At 72.2% G+C, this 20,631-nt stretch carries 13 protein-coding genes, 1 tRNA gene and 1 CRISPR repeat array; of the genes, 7 read left to right on the top strand and 7 right to left on the bottom strand.

Annotated features, from left to right (window positions below; translation table 11 throughout):
* Positions 1 to 72 precede the first annotated feature (72 nt).
* Entirely contained in the window at positions 73 to 1,527 is a 1,455-nt protein-coding gene (der, locus tag ACFRQN_RS15360) for a ribosome biogenesis GTPase Der (protein ID WP_049658414.1), read from the top strand.
* A gap of 150 nt (positions 1,528 to 1,677) precedes the next feature.
* Here der and ACFRQN_RS15355 read toward each other — a convergent pair whose 3' ends face one another.
* Positions 1,678 to 2,496 carry a hypothetical protein gene (locus ACFRQN_RS15355; protein ID WP_053112407.1) on the bottom strand — a complete coding sequence of 273 codons (819 nt, stop codon included), beginning with the start codon at positions 2,494 to 2,496 and terminating at the stop codon, positions 1,678 to 1,680.
* Between the two features lie 279 nt (positions 2,497 to 2,775).
* Positions 2,776 to 3,630, bottom strand: a complete 855-nt coding sequence (locus ACFRQN_RS15350) for a hypothetical protein (protein ID WP_380740818.1) — start codon at positions 3,628 to 3,630, stop codon at positions 2,776 to 2,778.
* 591 nt (positions 3,631 to 4,221) lie between these two features.
* Here ACFRQN_RS15350 and ACFRQN_RS15345 point away from each other — a divergent pair.
* The 6 genes from ACFRQN_RS15345 (at position 4,222) to ACFRQN_RS15320 (ending at position 9,851) form a co-directional block, all read left to right on the top strand.
* Positions 4,222 to 5,040 (top strand): transglycosylase family protein, encoded by an 819-nt coding sequence (locus tag ACFRQN_RS15345; RefSeq protein WP_117490113.1) that lies wholly within the window; start codon positions 4,222 to 4,224, stop codon positions 5,038 to 5,040.
* A gap of 376 nt (positions 5,041 to 5,416) precedes the next feature.
* The gene (locus ACFRQN_RS15340) at positions 5,417 to 6,106 is read left to right on the top strand and encodes an alpha-ketoglutarate-dependent dioxygenase AlkB family protein (protein WP_380740826.1); all 690 of its coding nucleotides are present in this window, start codon (positions 5,417 to 5,419) and stop codon (positions 6,104 to 6,106) included.
* Between the two features lie 187 nt (positions 6,107 to 6,293).
* Positions 6,294 to 7,163: an acyl-CoA thioesterase II gene (locus tag ACFRQN_RS15335; protein ID WP_117490115.1), complete on the top strand. Its 870-nt coding sequence runs from the start codon at positions 6,294 to 6,296 to the stop codon at positions 7,161 to 7,163.
* Between the two features lie 179 nt (positions 7,164 to 7,342).
* Positions 7,343 to 8,134, top strand: a complete 792-nt coding sequence (locus ACFRQN_RS15330; protein WP_380740816.1) for a DUF1684 domain-containing protein — start codon at positions 7,343 to 7,345, stop codon at positions 8,132 to 8,134.
* 105 nt (positions 8,135 to 8,239) lie between these two features.
* A complete protein-coding gene (locus ACFRQN_RS15325; RefSeq protein ID WP_380740814.1) occupies positions 8,240 to 9,640 on the top strand; it encodes an MFS transporter in 1,401 nt (466 codons plus the stop codon).
* Positions 9,641 to 9,777: 137 nt separating this feature from the next.
* A tRNA-Pro gene (locus tag ACFRQN_RS15320) sits at positions 9,778 to 9,851 on the top strand.
* A 1,822-nt stretch (positions 9,852 to 11,673) separates the two neighbouring features.
* A CRISPR array of direct repeats spans positions 11,674 to 12,947; the repeat unit is 37 nt; unit sequence GCTGCGATGGTGCCGCACCGGGATGGTGCGGAGCGAC.
* 215 nt (positions 12,948 to 13,162) lie between these two features.
* Here ACFRQN_RS15320 and ACFRQN_RS15315 read toward each other — a convergent pair.
* From ACFRQN_RS15315 to ACFRQN_RS15295, 5 genes are all read right to left on the bottom strand, one after another.
* Positions 13,163 to 14,263 (bottom strand): hypothetical protein, encoded by a 1,101-nt coding sequence (locus ACFRQN_RS15315; RefSeq protein WP_380740812.1) that lies wholly within the window; start codon positions 14,261 to 14,263, stop codon positions 13,163 to 13,165.
* Between the two features lie 2 nt (positions 14,264 to 14,265).
* A complete protein-coding gene (gene cas3u, locus ACFRQN_RS15310) occupies positions 14,266 to 17,358 on the bottom strand; it encodes a type I-U CRISPR-associated helicase/endonuclease Cas3 (RefSeq protein WP_380740810.1) in 3,093 nt (1,030 codons plus the stop codon).
* Complete coding sequence (gene csb2, locus ACFRQN_RS15305; protein ID WP_380740808.1) at positions 17,355 to 18,821, bottom strand: type I-U CRISPR-associated protein Csb2; 1,467 nt, start codon at positions 18,819 to 18,821, stop codon at positions 17,355 to 17,357. The genes cas3u and csb2 overlap by 4 nt, the downstream gene beginning before the upstream one ends.
* A gap of 6 nt (positions 18,822 to 18,827) precedes the next feature.
* Complete coding sequence (gene cas7u / locus ACFRQN_RS15300; protein WP_380740806.1) at positions 18,828 to 20,054, bottom strand: type I-U CRISPR-associated RAMP protein Csb1/Cas7u; 1,227 nt, start codon at positions 20,052 to 20,054, stop codon at positions 18,828 to 18,830.
* A gap of 307 nt (positions 20,055 to 20,361) precedes the next feature.
* Positions 20,362 to 20,529, bottom strand: a complete 168-nt coding sequence (locus ACFRQN_RS15295) for a hypothetical protein (protein WP_380740804.1) — start codon at positions 20,527 to 20,529, stop codon at positions 20,362 to 20,364.
* Positions 20,530 to 20,631: the final 102 nt, after the last annotated feature.

Genomic DNA, 20,631 nt, shown 5'->3' with positions numbered 1-20,631 from the left:
CTGCCCCGAGCGGGGCAGGTACGCACGGCACGCCCCTGGGAAGGGCCGGGCCGGGAAACGGAACAGACGAACATGACCGCAGAGCACGACACCGCCGATCACGGCGGGCTGGACGCCGCCGACTACGCCGAGTTCATGGCCCTCGCGGCCGAGGAGGGCATCGACCTCGACGGCTTCGACGCCGAGGACGGCGGCGCGCACGTCCGGCTGCCGGTGCTGGCCGTGGTCGGCCGCCCGAACGTCGGCAAGTCGACCCTGGTGAACCGCATCATCGGCCGCCGCGAGGCCGTCGTCGAGGACAAGCCGGGCGTCACCCGCGACCGGGTCACGTACGAGGCCAGCTGGAACGGCCGCCGCTTCAAGGTGGTCGACACCGGCGGCTGGGAGATCGACGTCCTCGGCATCGACGCCATGGTGGCCGCCCAGGCCGAGCTCGGCATCGAGCAGGCCGACGCGGTGCTGTTCGTGGTGGACGCCAAGGTCGGCGCCACCGACACCGACGAGGCCCTGATCAAGATCATCCGCCGGGCCGGCAAGCCGACCGTCCTGTGCGCCAACAAGGTCGACGGCCCCTCCACCGAGGCCGAGGCCGCCTACCTGTGGTCGCTGGGCCTGGGCGAGCCGTACCCGGTCTCCGCCCTGCACGGCCGCGGCTCCGGCGACCTGCTGGACGCCGTCATGGACGCGCTGCCCGAGGCCCCGCCGCAGACCTTCGGCGACGCCGCCCCCGGCGGCCCGCGCCGCATCGCGCTGATCGGCCGGCCCAACGTCGGCAAGTCCAGCCTGCTGAACAAGGTCGCCGGCGAGGAGCGGGTCGTCGTCAACGAGCTGGCCGGCACCACCCGTGACCCGGTCGACGAGATGATCGACCTCGGCGGCAAGACCTGGAAGTTCGTGGACACCGCCGGTATCCGCCGCCGGGTCCACCTGACCGCCGGCGCCGACTTCTACGCCTCGCTGCGCACCTCCTCCGCGCTGGAGAAGGCCGAGGTCGCGGTCGTCCTGATCGACGCCAGCGAGACCCTCGCCGAGCAGGACACCCGGATCATCTCGATGGCCGTCGAGGCCGGGCGCGCCGTCGTCGTCGCCTACAACAAGTGGGACCAGCTCGACGAGGAGCGCCGCTACTACCTGGAGCGCGAGATCGAGCGCGACCTCGTCCAGGTGCAGTGGGCCCCGCGGGTCAACGTCTCGGCCAAGACCGGCCGGCACATGGAGAAGCTCGTCCCGGCGATCGAGACCGCGCTGGAGGGCTGGGAGACCCGCATCCCGACCGCGCGCCTGAACGCCTTCCTCGGCGAGCTGGTCGCCGCCCACCCGCACCCGATCCGCGGCGGCAAGCAGCCGCGTGTCCTGTTCGGCACCCAGGCGGGCACCCGTCCGCCGCGCTTCGTGCTGTTCGCCTCGGGCTTCCTGGAGGCCGGCTACCGGCGCTTCATCGAGCGCCGGCTGCGCGAGGAGTTCGGGTTCGTCGGGACGCCGATCTCGATCTCGGTGCGGGTCCGGGAGAAGCGCAAGAAGAAGTAGTAGGAGCAGCAGCAGTCGGTAGGACCGGTCGGTCCGCCGACCGACGGCCGGAGGGCCTCGCCACGGTGGTGGCGGGGCCCTCCGGCGTGTCCGGGGTGGGTTTCCCGGTCGGGGCCGGTCCGGGGTGCGGTCCGGGGTGCGGGCCGGGTGTCAGCGGTGGTCGACGGTGGGGCCCGGGGGGAGGGAGAGCATCTGGCGGTGGCGGCCGCCACTGGACGGCGCGGGGGCGAGACCGGTGGCCGTACCCATCATCGGGGAGGGCGCGGGCGGCGCTGGCGGTGCGGGCGCGGGCACCGGCATCGGGTGCGGAGCCGCGCCCAGGTAGCCGGCCGCGACCCAGCCCTGACCGTCGGTGAACTGGGCGGTGGGGACGGCGGGTTGGTCCTGGACGGGGGCCGGGGCGGCGGGGCCGAGGTTGTCGCCGGTGGGGGACTCGGGGTGGTGGCCGTGGTGGTGGCCGGTGCTGTGGGTGCCGGGGTGGGTGCTGCTGGTGTGACGGCCGGTGTGGCTTCCGGCGTGCGTGCCGGGGTGGCCTCCGCCGGTGTGGTTGCCGGTGTGGGAGTTGCTGTGGGGAGTGGCGTGGGCGCCGGTGTGGCCCCCGCTGTGGCTGTGCTGCTGGCCGCCGGTGGGGCCGGAGCCGTGGTGCTGGGAGCCCGGCATGAACTGGGGGAGGCCCGGCGTCTGGCCCGGGAGGGTGTGGAAGGTCTGCTGCTGGGGCGGGTACGGGCGCTGCTCGCCGTGCAGCGGGTAGCTGTCGCGGACCGCGAAGCCGGTGAACTTCAGGTCCTCCTCGTTCGAGCGGTCACCGGGCAGGGCGCGGAAGAGGCGCCGGTACTCGGAGTACAGCTCGTCGTAGATCGGCGTCGCGGAGTGCGGGTGCTCGGCGTCGTACGAGGGGCGCATGCCCGGGATCGAGCGCGAGGCGCTGGCGGACCGGCCGGGGGACGCGGAGACGTCGTAGCTGTACACGTAGGGGCCAACGAGCGAGAGGGGCGGGGGATGCGGGCCCTGGGGGCGGGGGTGCACCTACACGCCGGAGTGCGCAACGGGTGCGCGCGCCGGGCGGGGTGTGGGCACGCCGGGGCGGGCGCGGGCACGGCGGAGTGAAGCGGGGAGCGCAGGGCGCGGGCGGGTGTGGCGGGGTGTTCCCGGGCATGGCGCGCGGCTGGGTGTCGCGGGCGTGCGCCCGCCGGACGGCTGCCGTGGGGTGGGAGGCGGCCGTCCGGCGGGTTGGGGCGCGGAGCCGGATCAGGTGCCGGCGAGCGGGAGGGAGGCGGCGACCACCTGGCCCAGCGCCACCGCCCGTTCCAGCGCCTGGCGCAGCAGGTCCTCGCGGGGCTGCCGGCCGACCATGCCGGCCGGCACGGCGTACATCGTCACCTCGGAGAGCTGGCTCGCGGCCATCCGCCAGGCGTCGGTGACCTGGAGCGGCTGGTGCGCCTGCCACCAGCCGGTGCTGCCGCCGGCCGCGGCGGGCTGGAGGATCGCGTGCAGCTTGCCCATCGCGACCAGGACGGACCAGCCGGGCAGCTGGTCCGGGGTCTCGTCCAGGTCGGTGACGGGCTGGAAGCCGGCGTCCTGGAGCAGGTCGAGGAACTCGTCCTCGCCCGAGGTGCTGCCGGGGCGGCCGACCGGCCCGGTCGGCTCGACCACCAGCGAGGCGTGCCCGACCTTGCCGTGCAGGACCAGCCCGCAGGTGATGCCGAGGATGGCGGCCTGGCCGGGGGCGGCCGGTTGGGTCGGGGCCGGGCCGACGGGCGCGGCCGGGGTCGGCGCGGGGGCGCTCGGCACGGCGGCGGGGACGGCGAGGTCCGGGCCGCCGGGCTGGGTCTGGCTGATGCTGCGGACGGCGCCCGCCAGCTGCTCCTCGGAGACCGGGACGACCTGGGAGGGGATGCAGCGGGCGTGCGCGAAGGCGAGGACGGCGGTCTCGTCGCCGACGAACAGCACGGTGCTGGTGGGCTCCACGTGCGTGTCGCCGGGGGTCCGGCAGGAGGTGCACTCGTAGCCGTCGGGGGCGCGGTCGCCACCTAGCAGGCGGTCGGCTTCGTCGTCGCCGATCTCGGACCGGACCTCGTCGCTGACGTCGAGCATGCGCGGCACAGGGTCTCCTCGGATGGGTGTGGATGGGGTGCTGGGGCGGACACGGAGAGGTCGCCATGCCCAACGGGCCCTTGTGTCAGGCGTCACGGGTGCCCCTGGAGGCTGACGTGAATTGCCTCGGATCCGACCGCACCGCGTGTTCTCGTGGTCGCAATCTGTCGATGTCGGTGCCGGGACTGCCGGAATCAAACAGTGAGGTGAGTCACGGAGTCCGGATGTTTGATCTAGGAATCGATGGTTAAAGCGGACAATTCGGGCATGATTGCATGGTCGTTACCGCCGGTAACCCTTGGCTGAGCTGGGCAGACCGTCGAAGTTTTGGATTCCCCGTTGATCGGCTCGTAGCTTCTTGGACGGCGCAACGAGCGCCACCCGGGTTCACCCCCGACGCACAGCCCCCCGGTCCGCCGGGCGTGGCAGGTGCCCGCCGACGCGATCGCTCGAACACGTCGTCGGCGAGCGGCTGGGTGGCCGGGGCGGCAAGCGGCACGTCCGACACGTGCCCGGCCGCCCGACGGACGCAGCGAGTGATCACGGCCCTTCCCGGGGTCTGGTTCCGCATGCCCGCCCGGGGCTGTCGAGAGGAACCTCATGACCTTCCGTAACGAGACCGCCGCTGCCACCACCTCCACCGCCACCAAGCGCAACCGCGTTCGGATGGCTGTCGTGGCGGGCGCCGCTGTCGCGGCCCTGCCGGTGGCCGGCCTCGTCACGGCCACCTCGGCCTCCGCCGCCTCCGTCTCCACCTGGGACGCCGTCGCCCAGTGCGAGAGCGGCGGCAACTGGGCCATCAACACCGGCAACGGTTTCTACGGCGGTTTGCAGTTCACCTCCAGCACCTGGGCCGCGTTCGGTGGCACCGCCTACGCGTCGCAGGCCAACCAGGCCACCAAGGCGCAGCAGATCGCCGTCGCGGAGAAGGTCCTCGCCTCGCAGGGCCCGGGCGCCTGGCCCGTCTGCTCCGTCAAGGCCGGCCTGACCAAGGGCGGCGCCCCGGCCGCCGTCGACACCTCGGCGGGCTCCGCCGCCGGCTCGACCGCCGCCAAGCCGGCGCAGACCCCGAAGCCCGCCGCCAAGCCGGCCGAGGCCCCGAAGGCCGCGCCCAAGGCCCAGGCCGCGCCGAAGGCTCAGGCCGCGCCGAAGAACGACGCCGCCGCGCCGAAGGCTGCCGCCCCGAAGGCCGACGCCCAGAAGTCCGCGCCGAAGGCCGACCAGGGCGCCAAGTCCTGGAACCGCTCGAACGACGCCAAGCCGGCCGCCAAGGGCGACTACACCGTCAAGGCCGGTGACACCCTGAGCTCCATCGCCGCCGCGCAGGGCCTGGACTGGCACGACCTGTACCAGAACAACGCCAAGGTCATCGGTGGCAACCCGGACCTGATCTTCCCGGGCCAGACCCTCAGCATCTGAGGTCTGCCCAGCTGAGGCCTCCTCGAGCACGTGAGGCCCCGTGCGCAGCCGGCGTCGGCTGCCCGGGGCTCACCGTGCCGGTGCCCGACCGGGTGCCGATGTGCCGATCTGTTCATGCGCTGATCTGTCGGTGCGTCGGCTGTCGGTGTGTCGACGTACGGATGTGCGTACCGATGTGCACGGCTTTCACGGCCGCTTCTCCGCCGCGCGGGTTCCTCCGCCGGCCGGGGGAGCGGCCGTCGGCGTTCCCGCGGGCGGGAGTCGGGGTCGCGCGGGGGTGCGCCCGCCGTCGGCGGCGGCCGGGCTGGGCGCGGGGCTGGGCCCGAGTGGGCGCGGGTCGGCCCAGGCGGGCGCGGTGCGGGAGGATGGTGGGGTGATCCAGGGCGAGCTGTTCGGTGATCCGGGTGGGTCCCCGGCCGCGCGCGAGCGCTCCGAGCCGGCCCCCGGCGCCGTCCTGCTGCCCGGCTGGCTGGACCTCGACGCGCAGCGGCGCCTGGTCGCCGCCTGTCGGGAGTGGGCCCGCCCGCCGGCCGGTCTGCACGCCGTGCGGATGCCCACCGGCGGGATGATGTCCGTCCGGATGGTGAGCCTCGGCCTGCACTGGTACCCGTACGGCTACCGGGAGGTCGCCGAGGACGGCGCGCCCGTCAAGCCGTTCCCGCGGCTGCTCGGGGACCTGGCGCGCAGGGCCGTCGCCGAGGCGTATGGGGCCGCGCTTGGGGAGGTCGCGGGGGCGGCGTCGTACGCGCCGGACATCGCGATCGTCAACCACTACGCGCACGGCGCGAAGATGGGCCTCCACCAGGACCGCGACGAGCGGGCGGACGCGCCGGTGGTCTCGCTCTCGCTGGGCGATGGCTGCGTCTTCCGGCTGGGGAACACCGAGACCAGGACCCGGCCGTGGACGGACCTGGAGCTGCGCAGCGGCGACCTGCTGGTGTTCGGCGGCCCGGCCCGGTTCGCGTACCACGGGGTGGTGCGGACGCTGGCGGGGACGGCCGATCCGGCGCTGGGGCTGCTCGGGCGGCTCAACATCACGGTGCGGGAGTCGGGGCTGGGGGCGTAGCCGGAGGTCGTGCGGCCGGTGGGGGCCTCCTGGCCGCCCGGGCCGTCCCGTCCGTCACCTGCTCGTCGGCTCGCCTACTCGTTCGAGTGAACTGGGCGTTCCGGACCGCTGCGCGGGAATGACCCGGGTCGCCAAAGGATTCGATTGAGCTGGAGAATTGTTCGGAGTCCGGAGAGGAAACGTGCCCATGGGTACCCCCGTCGACGACCTTGTCGATCTGCTCGACCTCGAGCAGATCGAACTCAACATCTTCCGTGGGCGCAGCCCGGAGGAGGCGCTGCAACGGACGTTCGGCGGCCAGGTCGCCGGGCAGGCGCTGGTCGCGGCGGGGCGCACGGTGGACGACGAGCGCCCGGTCCACTCGCTGCACGCCTACTTCCTGCGCCCCGGGGTCCCCGGCGTGCCGATCGTCTACCAGGTCGACCGGATCCGTGACGGCCGGTCCTTCACCACCCGTCGGGTGCTCGGCATCCAGGGCGGCCGGTCGATCTTCGCCCTCACCGCCGACTTCCACAGACCCGAGGAGGCCGGCATCGAGCACCAGTACCCGATGCCGCCCGTCGCCGCCCCCGAGGACCTGCCCAGTGCCCTGGACGAGGTCGGCTCCCGGCTCGGCGAGCTGCCCCCGTTCATCAGCCGCCGCCAGCCCTTCGACATCCGCTACGTCGACCGGCTGCGCTGGACAAAGGAGGAGCTGGAGGGCGTCGAGGCGCGCAGCGGTGTCTGGCTGCGCACCAACGGCCCGCTGCCGGACGACCCGCTGATCCACGTCTGCGCCCTCACCTACGCCAGCGACATGACGCTGCTGGACGCCGTCCGCGCCCCGGTCGAGCCGCTGTGGGGCGAGCGGAGCTTCGACATGGCCTCGCTCGACCACGCGATGTGGTTCCACCAGCCGTTCCGGGCGGACGACTGGCTGCTGTACCAGCAGGAGTCCCCGATCGCGCACGGCGCGCGCGGCCTGGCCCGCGGGCAGATCTTCGACCGGCACGGCCGGCTGGTGGTGTCCGTGGTGCAGGAGGGGCTGTTCCGTCCGCTGAAGCGCCGCGAGGGGTAGGTGTGTGGCCGGAGTGGTGCCCCGTGTTGTGCCCGGTGTCGGCGCGTTGCCGCCGTGTTGCGGTTTCGGCGACATCGGGCCGACGGGAATGATCCGTCTGCGCGGATGGTGTTGTGGATGACGCAGGACGGGCGGCCCGAACAGCGGGCCGTCCACGGACCGACCGGGAGGGTGGACCGATGACGGAGACGGCCGCGGAGGACTGGAAGCACTGGAGTGACGGCCGGGCGGCGTCGGTGAGCGCGCAGCACGGCCAGCTCGCACTCACCGGCACGCACTGGCTGGAGCCCGAGCCCGCCGAGATCCCCGGCCTGCCCGGGCGCTGGTGGTCCGACGCCGAGGGCGTCCGGGTCCGGGCGGCGGCGTCCGACGGCATCACGGTCGACGGCGCCGACGCACCGGTGGACGGCGAGGCGCTGCTGCGCCCGGACAGCGACCCGGCGGCCGACACCGCCGTCCTGGGAGACCTGCTGCTCGTCCCGATCGAGCGCGAGGGCGAGCTGGCCCTGCGGGTCTTCGACCCGGCCGCACCCCGTCGGACGGCGTTCGCGGGCATCTCCGCCTTCCCGTACGCGCCCGAGTGGGCCGTGCCCGCCGTCTTCACCCCGTTCGAGGACGACGACGCGCGGTCGGTCATCGTGCCGAACGCCGACGGCCGGGAGCGCCCGCTGGCCGTCTCCGGGCAGATCGCCTTCACGGTGGCGGGCGAGCACCGCACCCTGACCGTCAGCCGGTCGGGCGATCGGCTCAGCGGCGTGATCGCGGACACGACCAGCGGCATCGACACCTACCGCTTCCGCTTCATCACCCTGCCCGCGCCCGACGCCGAGGGTCGTACAGTCCTCGACCTCAACCGGGCCTACCTGCCGCCGTGCGCCTTCTCGGACCACTTCATCTGCCCGTTCCCGCCGCCGGGCAACCGGCTGGACTTCGCGGTGGAGGCGGGGGAGAGGCAGGTGCTGAGCCGGTAGCGGGGGCCTCGCGGGTGGGGCCGGGGCGTCGCGGGCGGGGGCGGGCTTTCGCTGGGGCGGCCCCGGTGCGGGGCCGTCCGGGGGCGGAGCGGAGCATGAGGGACTATGTCGAACAATCAACATTCCACGCCGTCCCCCGCGCCCGGCCCGTCCCCCGCATCCTCCGCCGCCGATCCCGAACCCGAACCGGAACCCGGACCGGGGGACGGACCCGGGGCAGGGGACGGACCCGGGGCAGGGGACGGACCCGGGCCGGAGGTAGCCGCCGGCTCACCCTGGTACCGGCGGGCCTTCGCCGACCTCAGCCCGCTGCGCGACCACCCCGACTACCGCCGGGTCTGGGCCGGGCAGGCCGTCTCCTCCATAGGCCAGCAGATGACGGCCGTCGCCGTCTCCGTCCAGGTCTACGACCTGACCGGCTCCGCCTTCGCGACCGGCCTGGTCGGCATCTTCTCCCTCGTCCCACTGGTCGCCTTCGGCCTCTACGGCGGCGCGATCGCCGACACCGTCGACCGGCGCCGGCTGGGCCTGCTCGGCTCGGCCGGTCTGGCGGTCGTCTCCGCCGCCCTGGCCGCGCAGGCGCTGGCCGGCCTCGGCCTGGTCGCCGTCCTGTACGCCGCCGTCGCCGTCCAGGCCGGCTTCTTCGCGATCAGCTCGCCCGCCCGCTCCGCGATGATCCCCCGCCTGGTGCCCAGCCACCAGCTCCCGGCGGCGAACGCCCTGAACACCGTCAGCATGAACCTCGGCCTCACCGTCGGCCCGATGCTCGGCGGCGTCCTCATCGGCGCCTACGGATCCCAGGCCGCCTACCTGGTCGACACCGTCGCCTTCACCGGCACCCTCTACGCGATGTGGCGCCTGCCCGCCATGCGGCCGCTCGGCGAGCGCAAGGGCCGCGCCTCCGTCCTCGACGGCCTCCGCTTCCTGCGCGAGCAGCCCAACCTGCGCACCAGCTTCCTCGCCGACCTGGCCGCGATGGTCTTCGGCATGCCGCGCGCCCTCTTCCCGGCCATCGCGGTCACCTTCTACGGCGGCGACGCCGGCACCGTCGGCCTGCTGGTCTCCGCCCCGGCCGTCGGCGCCCTGATCGGCGCGCTCTTCTCCGGCTGGGTCGGCCGCGTCCACCGCCAGGGCGTCGCCGTCCTCGCCGCCGTCGCCGCCTGGGGCCTGGCCATCGCGGCCTTCGGCGCCCTCCACAACCTCTGGCTCGGCCTCCTGCTGCTCGCGGTCGCGGGCTGCGCCGACACCGTCAGCATGATCTTCCGCAACACGATGATGCAGGTCGCGGCCCCGGACGAGATGCGCGGCCGCCTCCAGGGGATCTTCATCGTGGTCGTCGCCGGCGGCCCCCGCCTCGGCGACTTCGAGTCCGGCACCGTCGCTGCCCTCACCAACCCCGCCACCTCCGTGATCACCGGCGGCCTCGCCTGCGTCGCCGCCGTCCTCCTCCTCGCCGCCCGCCGCCCCGCCTTCCTCACCTACGACGCCCGCCACCCCACCCCCTGACCCACCCCACCCCCCGAACCTGGCAGCGAGCACCCCCCGACGTGCTGTATTGTTTTCCACGTCGCCGGGACAACCGGAGACAAGGTCGAGAAGCCCACAGCAGAGCCCCCCAGGCCCCGCTGCAGGCACCGAGACCACGGGACGTGGCGCAGCTTGGTAGCGCACTTGACTGGGGGTCAAGGGGTCGCAGGTTCAAATCCTGTCGTCCCGACGTGAGTCGGAAAGGCCGTTGGCCGGGTTAACGCCCAGGTCAGCGGCCTTTTGCGTGACATGGCGTCAGATTCCATGAGCGTTCGTTCGTATGCGCTTGGGGGGCCAGATGGGGACCGAGTGGCTCCGAACCGGTCGAATCCGGGGGGTGGGGCCCCCTCTTGGCGGCGTTCCCGACCCTGAAATTGACTACCCACAGTGACCGATATCAAATCGTGACCAACGGTTTTTCGACACCCCATGACGCAATCCAGCCATCTTTTCAGGCAGTTGGGCGGCCGTCCTCGAATCTGTCAAGACGTCAGACGATTTCGTGACCTCGCGTCGGAGGCGTCGCCCGGGACCTTCCGGACGCCTCCGTGAGCTCGGATCAGGCCAGTCCGTGGCTCGCAACCGTCTACAGACGGTGACCATTGCCTAGACGGCGCGAGGGGGACCGACCCGACGACCACGAGCATGGAGTCCGCGGAGCGCTGGCCGGTGAGTCCCGGTGCAGCGGAGCCGGCCCATGGGCAGAGGAAGGTGCCGCACCGGGATGGTGCGGAGCGACGAGCCCCGCTGGTGTCCATCACCATGGAGCAGTCGGCCCTGCGATGGTGCCGAACCGGGGTCGTGCGGAGTGACGCCAGCCCCAAAAGGGCGGACTTTCCGGTGCGAGGGGGAGCCCTGCGATGGTGCCGCACCGGGATGGTGCGGAGCGACCGGGCGTCGGCACGCCCTCGGTAGCGGCGGTGCCCTCGCTGCGATGGTGCCGCACCGGGACGGTGCGAAGCGATGCCCGTACTGACGGCCGGCCATCTGAGTGGTCGAGACACTGCGATGGTGCCGCACCGGGATGGTGCGGAGCGACTGGCGCGTCTGAGCGGAAGACGAAACCGGTGGCGAGGCGCTGCGATGGTGCCGCACTGGTCAGGTGTGGAGGGCCTCCGGCTCGGGCGGAGGGATCGTGGTGACGAACTGCCGGCTGCAATGGTGTCGCAGCAGGGAGGTACGGAGCGACCAAGACCCGGACGCGTGCGCGGCCTGCGCGGACATGCTGCGATGGCGCCGCAGGAGGGCAGCGCGGAGCAACTCGCGGGCCACGGCGAGGGCTTCCTCGACTGTGTCGCTGTGATGGTGCCGCACCGGGTAGATGCGGAGCGACCCCGCTGGACCGTCGGGACATGTACCGGTGGGACATGCTGCGATGGTGCCGCACTGGTGAAGTGCGGAGGAATCCGTCTTCGGGTACCCGTGCACGCCCACTGCCCGGTAGCTGTGATGGTGCCGCACCGACACGGCGCGGAGCCACGACGGCCGGGATGTCGATGTTCACCACGCCCGTGCTGCTGTGATGGTGCCGCACCGGGAAGGTGCAGAGCGACGAGCGCGTCCAGAGCAGCGGACTCGTGGGGTGGGCGCTGCGATGGTGCCGCACCGAAATGGTGCGGAGGTCCGCTTACGGCGGGCCGGCCCGCCGACATCGTTCTGTGGCTGCGGTGAAGCCGCACTGGTGAGGTGCAGAGGAACGATGCGGTCCTGGCGGTCCGCGGGTTCCAGCACTGGATGCTGCGACGGTGCCGCACCGGGGTGGTGCGTAGCGATCCCGGTTCAGCCGCTTCTGCAACGTCACCGACATGATGCTGCGATGGTGCCGCACCGGGATGGTGCGGAGCGACCCTTCACCCCGCTGACGGCAGCCGCCAGCATCGTGCTGCGATGGTGCCGCACCAAGGTGGTGCGGAGCGACTCGCGGCCAGCAGTGACGAGGCCGTCAAGGTCGCCCTTGCCGCGATGGTGCGGAGCGACGAGCATACGGGGCCGGGAAGCCTCTACGTCGGAGGGCTGCGATGGTGCCGCACCGGAACGGTGCGGAGCGACCTCCGACTTGCGCGGGTCTCCGAAGCCAGTGTCGGGGCAGCTGCGATGGTGCCGCACTGGGATGGTGCGGAGCGATCAGGGGACGATTCCGGTTCAGCCGCACCTGATCCCGCTGCGATGGTGCCGCATCGGGATGGTGCGGAGCGACCCACGGAGAATCGGAGACCACCTTGAGCGCCACCGCCGCTGCGATGGTGCCGCACCGGGATGGTGCGGAGCGACTCGATCCAACCCAGTGATGGCACTCGTCCATCAGACAGCTGCGATGGTGCCGCACCGGGATGGTGCGGAGCGACTGCGCAGCAGGGCGGCTCCGCGATCCGCGGCGAGCTGCGATGGTGCCGCACCGGGATGGTGCGGAGCGACCAGCCGGCAGTGGGATGTCCTGCGCTGGACCAACGAGCTGCGATGGTGCCGCACCGGGACGGTGCGGAGCGACCCGGCACGTGGAGACGTCCGGGACGATCCTGGAGTGCGATGGTGCCGCACCGACGAGGTGTGGAGGAACCAGACTGCCTTGATGGAGCCGCCGCCCTCGGCGAAGCTGTGATGGTGCCGCATCCAGATGGTGCGGAGCGATGGGTGCCCCGCGCGGGCGCAGCCGTCAAGATCTGGCTGCTGCGATGGTGCCGCACCCAGATGGTGCGGAGCGACGCTGTCGTCGCACCGCGCCCCGGCCGCCGCCACCGTGCTGCGATGGTGCCGCACCGGGATGGTGCGGAGCGACACGGAGGGTCCGACGCGGCACGAAGCGGGCGCTCAGGCTGCGATGGTGCCGCACCGGGATGGTGCGGAGCGACTTCACACAGTTACCGCACACGGGGGTGTCGTCGGGGCTGCGATGGTGCCGCACCGGGATGGTGCGGAGCGACTCTCGTCCTGGCTTCCCTGAAACGCAGAGCAGTAGAGCTGCGATGGTGCCGCACCGGGATGGTGCGGAGCGACGAGCGCCACCCGGCCACCCCTCACCACCCGACGGAGCTGCGATGGTGCCGCACCGGGATGGTGCGGAGCGACTCTCGTCCTGGCTTCCCTGAAACGCAGAGCAGTAGAGCTGCGATGGTGCCGCACCGGGATGGTGCGGAGCGACGCCCGGGGGTCCGCCTGGTGAACCGTCTGCTGACGGTGCTGCGATGGTGCCGCACCGGGATGGTGCGGAGCGACGAGGCCGGTGATGGCGGTGGTCACCACGATCACGTCGCTGCGATGGTGCCGCACCGGGATGGTGCGGAGCGACGGCGGTTGAGCTGCTGGTCTGGTGGTTCGGCGGGTTGGCTGCAGTGCATACGTGGGTGCCATTTGGGGTGATTCGGACTTCTCGCTTCGGCGCGATGGGGTGTTCTCGTGTGTGCTTGTGGTTCCGAAGTCGTGTCCGGCCGGGACGGTTTTCTCGGTGTTGGCGCTGTGGGGTTGTCAAGGTGCGGGCATTAAAGGGGTGGCCGGGGGTTGGGTTCAGGGCCAGAGGTGGCGGCTGGCGGCGAGGGGGCCGTTGGATTGTTTGAGGCCGGTTCGGGGTGCGGTGTAGAGGGCGCTGACGCCGAGGTTGGTCAGCATGCCGGCGTTGCGGGTGGTGCCGGGTTCGGTGGCACGGACGGCGGGGTGTTCGAGGAGGACGGTCACGTCGGTGGTGGTGAGTGGTGGTGTCCAGGCGGGCCAGCGTAGGGCGCCGCGGTTGTCGGTGGTGTCCCAACTGGTGGCGGCTTGGATGCGGCCGCTGGCGGTGAGGCGGAAGGTGGCGAGGGCGTGGAGGGCGAGCCAGGTGGGGCCGGGGGCTCCGCGTTGGTAGGGCTTGCCTTCGGAGTTGGTGTGGGCGTCGCCGAGGGAGCGGTGGTCGAAGTTCGCGGAGGCGTAGTCGGAGATGCGGCGCCAGCCGTCCAGGGCCGAGCGGATCTGCCTCGGGTCCTTGTGGCAGCCGAGGACGGCTTTCTGCATCAGGCCGGTGATGGTCATCTGGCCGGCGGCGGCGATCAGCGGGGTGACGGGGGTGCGGCGCACCGTGGCGGAGCCCGGTTCTTCCGTGGTCTGCGGGTCGTTCTTGCCGGTCTTGGGTTTGGTGTCTTCGAAGCACATGACGTTGGTCAGGGAGGCGAACCAGCGGGCGCGGCGGTCGCCCGTCTCGCGTTCGGACTGGGCGAGTTCGCGAAGCGCCTGGTGCGCGGTGTCGACGCGCATGCGCAGGGCTTCGTTGGGGGCGGTGGGGTCCTCGCGTGGTCGGGTCAGGAGTCCGGGGACGTGCGGGAAGGAGTCCCAGACTTCCCCCTCGGTGTCGGCTGTGTCGGTGTCCTCGCCTTCCCCGTCCTCCGTCTCGGCTGCGTCCGCAAGCTTCCCGGCGGTGCGGGTGGGTGTGGGCGGGAGGTGGCTGGTGAGGAGCTTGGTGAGGGTGTCGAGGGTGAGGGGTTGGTCGGTGGTGAGGACGGCTGCGCCGGCCGGGCCCTTCCAGTGGAGGTACGGCTCGGTGGGCAGGGCGGCGGTGGTGAGTTCGAGAACCCCGAGGGCGGCGAGGAAGCCGAGCGGGTCGTCGGAGCGCAGGGCGGGGAGTTCGAGCTGGTGCATGGTCAGCTGCCTTCTTCGGAGCAGGCGATGTCGGCGAGGCGCAGGACCGTTTCGAGGAGAGCCAGTCCCCAGAAGCCGTAGCGCCGGTTGAGGGCGCGGAATCGGCGTGGGCCCATCCAGTCGGTGCCGATCACCGTGCTGGAAACGGTGACGGTGGTGTCGTCGGGCATGGTGCACTCGACGAGGACCGGCTCGGGGTCGGCGAACGCGGGCAGCATCGGGCGGGCGTAGCCGTGGTGGGCGGCGACGAGGTGGGTGACGAGGTCGTGGTCGAGGCCTCGGGCGGTGGTGGGGTCGGTGGCGAGCCATGTGTGGACGGCGGCGGCGCTGAGGGCTTCGTGGCGCAGGTCTTTGGACCAGTTGGCCAGGCGGGCGGCGCGTCGGCGGGCGGTGCGGTCGGCGGGGTCCATGCCGGACTTGGCGAGGGGTTCGGGCAGGGATTCGGCGAGCAGGCGGTCACCGGAGCAGAGCATGCACTGGAACCGCGGGTGGTGTTTTCCGCAGTCGTGGGCCCGGGCTGCCAGCACGACGGCTTCGACCAGGTCCGCGGGCAGCCCGACGGCCTCGGCGAAGACGCGGGCGCGTTCGCCCACCTGCTGGTGGTGGTGCTTGAGGGTGACGGTGCGGGTGAGGCTGCTGCCGTCCGGGTCCTCGTCGTCCACGGTGACCCGGTAGCGGCCGGCGTCGGCGAGCCGGGGTGGGACGAGGACGATCCGGCCCGGACCACCGTGGTCGATCAGCACCACCCCTTCCTTGGCCTCCCGTGCGGTGCGCCAGTCGGGGACCTCCAGCAGGGTCTCCAGGCGCCGGCGCAGTACCGGGGTGTGCCGGGAGGGGCTGTCGTGTGCGGCGTCGGTGGGCAGGGCGTCGAGCAGCCGGGTGATCGCGGCGTGGACCGCCTCGGTTGTGCTCAAGGCGTCCGGGTCGTCGGGGTCTGTGGTGAGGTCGGTGTGGGCCTGCTTGATGATCGGGGTGAACTGCTCGGGGTCGCTGCCGGTGGTGCTGGCCAGGACGGTCGGGTCGAGGCGTAGCGGGGTGCGGGTGTTGTCGGTGGGGTGGTCGCCGAGGTCGGGGACGGGGGTGTCGGGGTCGGCGGTCCAGCCGTAGGCGTCGTGGCCGCCGGCGGTGGTGGGCAGGACGAGGGTGGCGCCGGGCTTCAGGTCTTGGATGAGGCGTGGGGTGGTCCAGGTGCCGTCGGTCTCGCGTTGGAGGACGGTGGTGCGCAGGCGGGTGGGTGGGTTTCGGGGTTCGGGGGTGGTGTCGGCGTCGGGGCCTTCGAGGTCGCTGGTGTCGGGGGTTGCGCGGGGTTGGGTGAGGAAGCGGCGTACCGCGGCGAGGGGCAGGGAGAGGGTTTCGGCGGTGTGGACGGGGGTGGTGCGGATGTGTTCGGCGAGGGTCTCGGGGTCGGTGGTGTCGGTGGGGAGGTCGGCGCGCCACAGGAGTTGGACTTCGGGCTGGCCGGTGTCGAGGCCGTGGAGGAAAGGGGCGGGGGATTCGTCGGGGACGGGGATGGGGCTGGTGCGGGCGAAGGCGCCCAGGCGTACCTGCTCAACCGGGGGGATGTGTTCGCGGGCGCGGGTGAGCGGGGTGGTGTCGGTGCCGTCCAGCAGACGGGGCAGGGTGGCGGGGTTGAGGACCAGGCCGTCCAGGAGGCGGGGGGTCAGCTCGGCGGGCTCCTGGCTGTCGTGGGTGGAGGCCTTCCCGGCGAGCCACTGCCAGGTGCTGGCGGCGGCCGGGCCGTAGACGGGGATGCGGGCCGGGTCATCAGGGTTGTGGGTGCGGACGAGGATCGCGGGCACGGGGCCGAGTTCCCCGCGGCGGTCGAGGCGCCCGAGTCGCTGCAGGGCAGATGCCCAGTCGCCGCATTCGCTGACCATCGCCCCGAAGGTGCAGTCGATCCCCACTTCGAGGGTCTGGGTACTGACCACGACGAGGGGGCGTTCACGGTCCCGGCTGACACCGTCGAGGAGTTCAGCCAGCGGGCCGGTGACAAGCAGGTCGCGCTCCGCGGGCCGGCAGCGGCCGGTCAGCAGCAGCACGTCCACGTCGGTGCGCCGAGCCAGCACTTCGTGGGCGGCGCGGGCGTGGGCGATGGTGTTGGCGATCACCGCGACCGCGGGCAGCCGCAGGACGGGCAGGACGGCGGCCAGGCCGGTCTCGGCCGCCAGGGCGAACGCCTCCGCGGGCTTCTTCGACCAGGCGCCGGCGTCCAGCAGCGTCACATGGCGCTCGGCCGCGATCCGCCGCCCGGCGATCGGGTGGTCGCGGTCCTCTTGACTGATGCCCAGGCGGGGACGGCCGCCGGTGGCGCTGGTCGCTGACAGGCTCACCACCCGAAGCGCCCGCGCCGCCAACTCCCCTCGCACCGCCGTCTGCTGGTAGAGCGCGGTCTCGGCGGCGGTCGCCAGCAGAGCCTTCGACAGATGGGCCTCATCCAGAGCGAGGAGGGCGTCGTGCCCGGTCAGAGCAGCGTCGATCGGAGCCCGCTGCGGGGAGGTGTGGTAGCCACGGAACAGCAGACGGCTGCCGTACTGATCCACCGTCGCCGTCACCACCAACGGTTGAGCCGGGCTACGCACCCAGTTCGACTCCCACCGGGTGCCGCCGCGCATCCGCACCACCTCCAGCGGCAACTCCCCGCCGCCGAGATCGCGCAGCGCGGCGGCGACCTTCGCCCGCACCGAACCGGCCGGCGCCCCGGCGAGCGCCTCGGCCAGCTCGACGGAGTGCTGGTGGGCCTGGTCGACCACCAAGCGCCGGTCGACGCAGAAGAACAGCCGCAGCGGCACCGTCCGCTGCCCGCGGCCCAGTTCCTGGCGCTGGTGGGAGCTGTGCTGCCGGGCGAGGAGGAAGAGCCAGATATCGATGAACGTCGTCTTGCCCAGCGCGGTGGGGACGTCGAGGTCAGGCCAGTCCGCGCCGGCCGCCACAGCGGCCAGGTAGGCGTTCTGCCACGGGAACGGCTCCCAGCCCTCGCAGCCGTCGCAGGTCGCGGTCGTGGCGCCGTCGGGGCAGTGGGTGTGGTGGTGGACCTCGCGGAAGAAAGCGGGGAACTCGCCCGCATCGATCACCGGCAGCCACTCGGTTCCCGTCACTGGTCGTCCTCCTGGAAGTCGGGCTCCGGGCGGCACAGGCCCAGGCCGAAGTTCTTCTTGCTGCCCAGCACCACCGGCCCCGACACCGGCACTGGGAAGGTCAGGCGCACGTGGCAGCTCGGCAGCGGCCGCTCCCTGTCCTTTCGACGGAGCTGGAACCCGTCCGTGTTTCGCACTCCGGGGGCGAGGCCAGCGCGCGGGCTCACCCGCATCCGCGCGGGTTTGGGAAGCCCGGCCGCGATGCAGCTGGCCGCGATCGAGTCCGCCCATGCGGCTTCCTCGTTCTTCTTGGGGAAGCGGTCGAGGACCATCGGCAGCACCGTGGTCCACACCGCCGACGGCCCCTGCCAGGCCCATGGCTGGACGGTCAGCGGCCACGAGTCCTGGTCGGCGGGACTGACCCGCTCCAGATCCAGCGGTTCCCCGTCCGCCAACCGGATTTGGCACAGCCCTCCGTCGTGGTGGAGCAGCGCGTCGAGCAGAGCCTTGCGGTCGTGTTTCGGCATCTCGCGGGGCAGGGCGATGCCCAGGCCGAGCAGCCGACCGTCGGCGTGGCGGTGGCCGGCGAACGGAAGCGCGAAGTAGGCCACCGGCCGCGGGTCATCGGGGCTGTTTTTGTGGCCGTGGACCGTGGTCATCGCCGGGACGTCGTGGCCCATCGCCTCCAGGGTGCTCATCACCGCCCCCCGCAGCCGGCCGGTCAGCTCCAGCGTCCACCGCGGGTCCAGCGCCACGCCCGGGGCGAACGAGAACGTCAGCAGGTCACCGAACGGCCCCTCAGCCACCGCAGCCTCGTCCCGGTCGGTGTGGTCGGGGTCGAGGTAGTGGTGGGTGACCGCCTGGCTCCACGACGGCCGCTGCTCCTCGAACGCCTCCTCCAGCCACGCCAGATAGCCGCGGTAGGGGATCCGAATCGGCCGCGATCCCTTCGGGTACTCCCCGTTCGCGGCAGGCCTCCAGCGCCGCCGCCACTCGTCGTGGGCCTCGTCGGGGCCGCACCAGGCGTCCAGCAGCCCGGCGCCGGTCGAGCGCCCGAAGTACGGCACCCGCAAGGCGAGTTCCTTCAGTGCCGGGGCGAGTTCGTCCCCGGGTTCGGCGGCCCAGCTGAACACCACCCGCGTGCCGGACAGCGTCTTCTGCGCCCACGCCCGGGGGACGCCGCCGGCGGTGCGTCCCGGCAACAGGCCGTGAGTCACCTTCGCCGGGTCCACGATGTTGGTCACCACCCACGCCGCGCGCGGGTGCTCCGCCTCCATCGGCCTGGCCGGTACCGTGACCACGGGCGGTTCCTGCGCCTCCAGCCAGGTCAGCGCCATCCGGTGCGCGGTGTCCTTGAGGTCGGCGTGTGCGACCAGCGCGCAGAACAGGCGGGCCGGGTGGGGCGGCCACTCCGCGCGCTCGCCGTCCATGGCGGTTGCCTGGTAGAGCGGCTCCAGCAGCTCCACCGAGATGTGGAAGGGCATGACGTTCTACTCGCCTTCCGCCTCGCCGATGCCCTCCAGACGGAAGGAGCGCTCGATCGCCTGCTGCACCTGCGTGTTCGGCCGCAGCCGCACCGGCTCCTTCGACCACTTGAGGCCCGCCTCCTCGGCCCGGATGCGCGCGAACTCGAACAGCTCCAGGGCCTGCCCCGCGGTGTCCAGCTCCAGCGGCTCCGTCACCGCCACGCCCTCACGCCCGCGGCCGACCCACTCGATCCGCTCCGACACCAGCAGCAGGTCGCAGCCCGAGCGCAGCCGCACCGCCGGCGCCGCGAACGCCAGCCGGTCCCCCAGCAGCGCCAGCGCCGCCAGCAGGGCCCTTCCCGCCCGCACGTACTCCTTCGGCGCGTCACCGAAGCGCAGCGCCCTCAGGCCCGCCATGGCCAGCGTCGCGTTCCGCTCGATCGCGCGCACCGTCACCCCGCCCATGCCCTCGACCGGCGGGATCATGCCGTGCCCGACCGCCGACGCCTTGAGCGCCTTCCCTTTGCCCTTCTTCCCCGTGCCCTCGACCGGCCTCCAGCCGTCGGCGGTCAGCTCCACCTGGTCGCCGGGGAAGTTCCACTTGTCGAAACGCCCCGCCGCCCGCACCCCACGCAGCGGATCCAGACCCACCATCTCCGAGGTGTAGGTGCGCGGCACCTTCAACTGCACCCGCCGCTTGCGGTGCGAATCCCACAGGCCGAACACCAGGTCCGACGGCGCCGACTCCAGGAAGGCCCGTACGTCCCCCGTCCCCGTGTCATGCAGCGCCCGGCCCGTGTCCGTCTCGTCGAACTTCACACCGGACTCGTCCAGCGCGTCCCGGAAGTAGGCATCGCGGGAACGGTGCGGCGCGTCCAGGTTCGTCATCCGAAGCGCACGGCCTTCCGCGGTCACATGCAGCGCCAGGTGCGGCACCACCGCATCCCCCAGGTCGACGGCCTCCAGCAGCGCGGTCTCACAGCGGTTCGCCTGCGACTGCCGCTGATCCAGCAGCACCACCTGGACTTCCTTCCCACCAACCCACCGGTCCTCGAACAACTGCCCCGGCCCGTCGCCCTCCTTCTCCTTACCCGTCGCAGGATCCTTGATCATCTGCTTGACCTTCACAGTCGGCGGCGCCACCGGCGCCCCCACGCCGGCCACCGGCTCGTACTGGGCCGTGACCCTGATCGCACCGTCCGCCGACAGCCCGCTCGCCGCCTCGGCCAGCCGCTCGTACAACGCTTCCATGAAAACCCTCCTTGGGTAGGAATCTCTCGGACAGTTCGCATCGAAGCAGCCACCACCGACAGTCCTCACTCTTTGGAGTGGCAAACCGTCAAAATCTCTTAGTCAGAACGAAGTTGCACTATCATCCACCAGCCCCGGTGGCAGTTGGCGGCGGTCGCCCAAGATGTCGAGTTAGCGAAATGGGACGGGTATCGGCAGCGTGAAAGCTGGTCATCGGACCCTTGGATATCCGTGGAGTTCACGGTCGGCATCTCGCCGCCCCTGTCGGTCGACGGCCAGGGCCGCTTTCGCCGCCTGTGCGCTGATCTCAGCCGGGCGTCCGCTGCTGCTGACGATCTGTCGGACAGCTCAGTTGCACGAGCAGTGCGTCGAGCGGCAGCCCCGTCTCCTCGGTGTCGAGTGGCGTGACGGACATGGCGAGATCGGTGTCGGAGGCGAGCCGCTCCGCGATCAGCTGAGGGACGAGCAGAGCCACCGTCCCCCTCCTCGGTGTCGAGTGGCGTGACGGACATGGCGAGATCGGTGTCGGAGGCGAGCCGCTCCGCGATCAGCTGAGGGACGAGCAGAGCCACCGTCC

It is taken from the genome of Kitasatospora sp. NPDC056800, assembly GCF_042789775.1.
Taxonomy (GTDB): domain Bacteria; phylum Actinomycetota; class Actinomycetes; order Streptomycetales; family Streptomycetaceae; genus Kitasatospora.
This window is presented reverse-complemented; position numbering and strand designations above follow the sequence as displayed.